Origin of the sequence: Actinomadura sp. 6K520, assembly GCF_004349245.1 — a bacterium.
Lineage (GTDB): Bacteria > Actinomycetota > Actinomycetes > Streptosporangiales > Streptosporangiaceae > Spirillospora.
The window spans coordinates 1-6168 of sequence record NZ_SMLC01000283.1; the positions used below are offsets into that span (position 1 = coordinate 1).

General features: G+C 74.0%; 5 protein-coding genes and 1 pseudogene. 3 read left to right on the top strand and 3 right to left on the bottom strand.

All coding sequences use genetic code 11. The annotated features are described in order from the left end of the window. A pseudogene (locus E1289_RS38695) lies at window positions 1-302 on the top strand (pentachlorophenol monooxygenase); the annotation flags it as partial. Here E1289_RS38695 and E1289_RS35835 read toward each other — a convergent pair. Continuing rightward, complete coding sequence (locus tag E1289_RS35835; protein WP_131988338.1) at window positions 299-1783, bottom strand: NAD(P)/FAD-dependent oxidoreductase; 1485 nt, start codon at window positions 1781-1783, stop codon at window positions 299-301. The pseudogene E1289_RS38695 and the gene E1289_RS35835 sit on opposite strands and share 4 nt — an antisense overlap. A gap of 184 nt (window positions 1784-1967) precedes the next feature. Here E1289_RS35835 and E1289_RS35840 point away from each other — a divergent pair, with 184 nt between their 5' ends. Together E1289_RS35840 and E1289_RS35845 are read left to right on the top strand one after the other, a co-directional pair. Beyond that, entirely contained in the window at window positions 1968-2471 is a 504-nt protein-coding gene (locus E1289_RS35840; RefSeq protein WP_131988340.1) for a SigE family RNA polymerase sigma factor, read from the top strand. Window positions 2472-2473: 2 nt separating this feature from the next. After that, window positions 2474-3172, top strand: coding sequence for a hypothetical protein (locus E1289_RS35845; protein WP_131988342.1), 699 nt, complete (start codon window positions 2474-2476; stop codon window positions 3170-3172). On the opposite strand, the gene E1289_RS35850 is transcribed toward E1289_RS35845, so the two are convergent. Beyond that, window positions 3150-4838, bottom strand: coding sequence for a phospholipid carrier-dependent glycosyltransferase (locus E1289_RS35850; RefSeq protein ID WP_207929373.1), 1689 nt, complete (start codon window positions 4836-4838; stop codon window positions 3150-3152). The two genes, E1289_RS35845 and E1289_RS35850, sit on opposite strands and share 23 nt — an antisense overlap. A gap of 45 nt (window positions 4839-4883) precedes the next feature. Next, window positions 4884-6168 (bottom strand): beta-1,3-glucanase family protein (locus E1289_RS35855; protein ID WP_243713414.1); only part of this gene is annotated, 1285 nt, incomplete at its 5' end.

Consider the following 6168-nt stretch of genomic DNA (forward strand, 5'->3'; position numbering starts at 1 on the left):
GCGTCCTCTGCCCGGACGGCCCGTGCGCCGTCGCCGGCGAGCGCACCCGCCTGCGCCGCCTGTTCGGCACCGGCTTCGTCGTCCTGACCGCGGACCGCCGGGTGCCGCGGCCGCGGACCGGCGTTCCCTGCACGGTCCACGCGCTGGACGACATCGACGTGGACGGGGTGCTCCGGGCGGTGTTGCGGGCCGGGCCGGACACCGTCCATATCGTCCGCCCGGACGGGCACCTCGCCGCCGTCCTCCCCTCCGCCGACCCCGGGCCGGTGACGGAGGCGCTGCACCGCGCCTGCGGGCGCTAACCGGCTGCGAGGACGGCGCGGGCGGCGTTGTGCCCGGGGATGCCGCTGACGCCGCCGCCTCGCCGCGCGCCCGCCCCGCACAGCAGCACCCGCGGGTGCTCGGTCTCGACACCCCAGCGTCCCCGCTCACCGGGGTCCTCGGCGAACGGCCACGACAGGTCGCGGTGGAAGATGTGCCCGCCGGGCAGGCCCGCCTCGGCCTCCAGGTCGACGGGCGTCTTGGCCTCCAGGCACGGCGAGCCGTCCGGGGCGCGCAGCAGGCAGTCCTCGATCGGCTCGGCGAGCACCGAGCCGAACGAGGCGAGCGTGGCGCGCAGGGCCGCCTCCCGCGCGCCCGCCGGGTCCGCCCGGAAGAGCCGCGCCGGCATGTGCAGGCCGAACAGCGTCAGGGTGTGCGCCCCGGCCGCCCGCAGCTCCGGGCCGAGAACGGACGGGTCGGTCAGCGAGTGGCAGTAGACCTCGGCGGGCGGCAGCGCCGGGACGCGGCCGGCCGCCGCCTCCCGGTACGCCCTGTCCAGCTGCGTGCGCGCCTCGTTGATGTGGAAGGTCCCGGTGAACGCCTCCTCCGGCCGGACGGACGGGTCGCGCAGCCGGGGCAGCCGGGAGAGCACCATGTTCACCTTCAGCTGCGACCCCTCGGCCCCGCCCTCGCTCTCGGCCGGCATGTTCACCAGGACCCACCGGGCGGAGACGGTGTGTTCGGCGCCTGCGGCGTCCCGGAACGTCACCTCGCCGGACGGGTCGGCCGCCAGCACCTCCATCCCCGTCCGCAGCTCCGCCCCGGCGGCGCGGGCGGCATCGGCCAGCGCACCCGTCACCGCGCCCATCCCGCCCACCGGCACGTTCCAGTCGCCGGTGCCGTTCCCGATGACGTGGTAGAGGAAGCAGCGGTTGGCCAGTAGCGAGGGGCCGGCCGGATCGGCGAAGGTGCCGATCAGCGCGTCGGTGAGCACCACCCCGCGGACGGTGTCGCTCGCGAACCGCTCGTCGGCCACCTCCCCGATGGGCCGCTCGAACAGGTCGCGCCAGGCCACCTCGTCGGCCACGGCGGACCGCAGCCCGGCCCGGTCGCGCAGCGGCTCCAGCAGCGTCGGCGCGACCCGGGCCGCGACCCGCCCGGCCATCCCGTAGAACCGCCGCCACGCGGCCGCGTCGCCGCCGAGGGACGCGGCCGTCCGCGCCTCGTCGCCGTTGTCGATCAGCAGGCCGCCGTCGCCGGCCGGGGTGTACGACGCGTACCGCCGCCCCCGCAGCTCGATCTTCAGCCCCAGGTCGCGGACGATCCGCGACGGCAGCAGGCTCACGAGATACGAGTAGCGGGACACCCGCGCGTCCACCCCGGGGAACACCCGCGCCGAGACGGCCAGCCCGCCCAGGTGGCCGAGCCGTTCCAGCAGCAGGACCCGCCGCCCGGCCCGGGCCAGGTAGGCGGCCGCGACCAGCCCGTTGTGCCCGCCGCCCGCGATCACGACGTCGTACATGCGCTCAGCCAACCACAGCGGACGGGACGGAACACGCCGGCCGCGGCCCTCCCGGGCGGGATGATGGGGCCCGCCCGCACACACCGGCACTGACGCGCGCCCGCCTGATCCGGCGGGAGGGCGGGCAACCGTTCGCGGGGTCTCGGCGGTAGTAGTCGGCAGGAACCGTCGTTCAGGAGGTCGGATGCGAGAGAGACCGGACTACGCGGCGTACGTGACGGAGCGGTCGCCGCGGCTGCTGAGAACGGCCTACCTGCTGTGCCGCGACTGGGGCCAGGCGGAGGATCTGCTGCAGACCGCGCTGGTCAAGGCATGGCGGGCCTGGCGGCGGGTGGGGGACGACCCCGACCCCTACGTCTACCGGATCATGGTCAACACGCATGCGTCGTGGATGAGACGGCGCTGGCGCGGGGAGCGGCCGACCGACGGGCTGCCGGAGGAGAGCGACCCGGCGGACGAGATCGGGGCCGCCGCGGACAAGGCGGTGCTCTGGGCGGCGCTCGGCAGGCTGCCGCACGGCCAGCGCGCCACGGTCGTCCTCCGGTACTTCGAGGACCTCACCGAGCCGCAGGTGGCGGCGATCCTCGGCTGCTCGGTCGGGACCGTGAAGAGCCAGACCAGCAAGGCCCTCGCCAAACTCCGGGTCGATCCCGGACTGCTCGCCGACGCACCGACAGGAAGGGGCTGACGATGCCGCACACGCTGGACGAGCTGACCGAGGTCATGGAGGAGCGCAGCGCCCGCGGAGCACCCTCGCCGGATCTGCTGCCGCTGGTGCGGCGCCGGGTCAGGCGCGACCGCGGGCGCCGTGCCGTCGCGGGCGCCGCCGGCGCCGCGCTCGTGGCGGGGACGTTCGCCGGGTTCATCCAGGCGCGGGAGACGGGGCAGGCGTCCGTGGCCTCCGGCGTGAAGGCGCCGCCGCTCATGGCGGGGGCGGCCGACGAGGCGTTCCCGCGTTCGTCCCCGCAGGAGGGGATGCGGCCGGTGCTGGAGGTGCGTTACCCGACGGCCGGACGCAAGGCCCGCTTCGAGTTCACGCCGACGGGGAGGCACAGCATGCTCACCTACCGCTGCTCCTCGGCGTTCATGGTCTTCCAGGTCGACAAGGGCGTCCTGAGCGGCGGCGGCTGCAGCGAGAACGACGGTGCTTCGGCATACCTGCGGACCACTCCGGGAGTCCCGGTCGCGTTCGAGGTGGTCGCGCTCCCGACCCGCGTGACGCCGCAGGGACCGAAACGGCCCTGGACCGCGGCCGAACTCGACCGGTTCCTGGCCGGGTTCCAGCCGGTTCCGGGGAGCTGGAGCGTCCGGGCCTACAGCGGCGAATGCACGAGCGAGACGTGCGCGGGCCCGCCCGACGGCCGGCCTACGGGCGGCGGAAGATCGTGATGGAGTGGCCGACGCCGCCGATCCGCTCGGCGGTGCCGATCAGCGGGGCCAGCCGCGGGTCGGACTTGGCGATCCAGGTGTTCGACACCACCAGCAGCCCGCGGACCCGGCCGGGCGGGACGGTGAGCGGGTCCGACGCGCGGATGCCGTAGTAGGAGGGGACGCCCTGGCCCTTGTAGGCGAGCCAGACCTTCTCGCCCGCGTGCCGTTCCCGGAGGCGGTCGGCGAGGCGGCGAAGGTCCTGGCCCCAGTCGACGTTCGAGTCGTGCAAGTGCAGGTGGGTCCTGGCCGGGCCGCCGAACGCCTCGTTGGAGTAGGGCAGGTAGAACGGGAACGCCCGCAGCGAGCTGGCCGCCGTGAACAGCACCAGGGCCCCCGCCACGGCCCGTGTCCAGCGCCACCGGACGGCGGTCAGGCCGGCCGCCGCCACCGCGAGGAACATCGGGAGGAAGATGGCGTAGCGGACGCCGAGGTCGCGGTCGCCGGTCATGGCCGCCGCCAGCAGCACGGCGGCGGGCAGCAGGACGTACGGCGCGGCGGGCCGGAGCCGCGGCACCGCGAGGAGCGCGGTGATGCCCGCCGCCCACAGCGCGAGCGTCCCGAGCGGCGTCTTCACCAGGAGCGCGGCGGGGAGGTAGTACCAGAGGGAGCCCAGGTAGACCCGGCCGAACAGGAAGCCGGTCCAGCGGAGGTCCTCGAAGCCGAACTGGACGCGCATCCCGTCCCGGAACGGCTCGGGGAACGGCAGCAGGCCGGCGGCGAGCCCGCGCGCCCCGCCGATGGACGGCACGTCCGCCGGTGCCGTCCAGTGCAGCCGCGGGTCGACGGCCAGGTAGCTCGCCCACACCACCGTGACCACGAGCACGGCGATCCCGGCGGCCGACAGGGCGCAGGCCGCGAGGAGCCGGCGGCGGGAGGGGCTGCGTCCCCGCCCGGCCGACCACACGGAGACCGCGGCCAGGCCCACCAGCACGGGAACCGCCGGCAGCGCGCTCATCTTGGTCGCCACGGCCGCGCCGAGCGCCAGCCCCGCGAGCGGGAGGCAGCGCCGGGGCCGCCGCCGCGCCCGCCACAGCAGCCATACCGCCGTCAGCAGGAACCCGGCCATCGGCACGTCGAGCGTGGCCAGCGACCCGTGCGCGATGACGTCGGGGGAGAAGGAGTACAGCGCGAGCGCCCCGAGCCCCCCGAGCGGCCCGGCGAGGTCGCGGGCGAACGCGAAGACGACGAGGCCGAACAGCAGCGTCAGGACGATGACCGGGAGCCGCGCCGCCAGCAGCACCCGCTGGGCGTCGTTGCCGGAGCCGTACAGGAGATGCCTCCCGACCGCGTACTGGCTGCCGGTGAAGGCGGCGTCGAAACGCGCTCCGCCGAGGGCGACCCCGGCGCCGACGAGCAGCTTGCCCAGCGGCGGATGCTCGGGGTTGTAGCGCAGGTCGTGCTCGTACACGTAGAACGCGCCCGCCCCCACGTACGCCGGCTCGTCATTGGTCGGGGACTGCCGCACGGCGGTGGTGAGCATCGCCGCCGCCATCTGGGCCAGCAGCGCCGCGACGGCGAGGGCGAGCAGCCATCGCCGGTGCCGCCGCAGCGCCCCGAACCGGCCCGCCGGCGTCTCGCGCGGAGACGCCGGCGGTCGCCCGTGCTCGGCGGACAGCGAGGTCACGCCACCACCTTCGCATCGGACGGGTCATGTCACGACCACATCAGGTCACCACGGCGTCAAGCCGATCTCGGCGGATGCCGGGGAGCCGTCGTGGACGAGTGACTCGAACCCGCCGACGTCGTCGAACGGGAATCCGTACGCCCTGCCGTCGGCCATGTTCGCGTGGACGATCCGCGAGTAGTGGTCGGTGACCTCCCGCGTGTAGAACTGGCCAGGGTCGTAGGTGGGCTGGGTGTCCAGATGCCCGAGCGTCGAGCGGTGCAGCGCCGCGCACAGCGTCCGCGCGATCGGGCCCACGACGTGGTCGTTGGGCGCGTGGAGCCTGCCGTCGCAGCCGAACACGTCCTTCGTGGTGGGCTTCTGGAACGACGCCACCACGGCGCCCGTGCCGTCGGTGAAGTGCATGACGCCGCCGGCGTCGGTCCGGCCGGAGAACCGCTTCTCCGGCTCGTGCTGGAACGGCACGACGGTCAGCGTGCGCGTTCTGTAGGCGTCCCACGCGCTGCCGATGTACCCGTCGAGATATGTGGAGCTGAAAACGCCCGCGTCGATGCCTTTCGCCGGAGAAAGGACGCGGAGCCGCAAACCGTCGGCACGTGTCGTGACCAGACCGGTCCAGTCTCCGGCCTGGCCTTGTACGGCGTTGAAGATGCGTTCCCGGCCATTCGGTACGAGTACGCCCGTCCGTGTCGTCGTGCCCGCGCCGTTCGTGACCGCGACGGAATGCGGAATGCTGAACATGTCGACCTGGGAACTGTTGAGCCAGAGCCCGTCGGCGTTGAAGGTGAATTCGCTCCAGTCGAAGATGACGTCGTGGTTGGGGTCGCTCGGATTCCACGGCGCCGGCTGGACGAGTCCGTCGGGAGTGAGGAAGAAGCTGATCTTCTCCCCGATCGAGAAGTACACGCGTCCGGAAAGGCCGCGCGGAATGCGGAGCGTCTTCGCCGCGCCATCGGCGGGGCCGCTGATCGAGACGTCGGGAGCGGGGCTCGGCGGAAGCGAACCCGCAGGCCAGGGCGTGAACGTCCCCGCCTCGTCGACATATCCGAGCCGGCCGGTTTCGATGTTCACGCCGACCACGTACAGGTGCACCTGCCCGGCGCGCCCGGAATTGTTGGTGACGGTCATCGGCAGTATGTCCTGCACTGCCGCGCGCACCGGTGTGAGCGGCGCCAGCATGAGCACGCCCGCGAGGACGGCGGCGAGCCGGCGGAACGCCTTTCTTGTGAACGGCGTCGTCACCGTGCGCGGTGCGCCGGTGGTGGGCGGGGCGGTGCGGGCCGCCACGAACAGCGCGCGGCGGCGGGATTTCCAGGGGGAGCGGGAATGG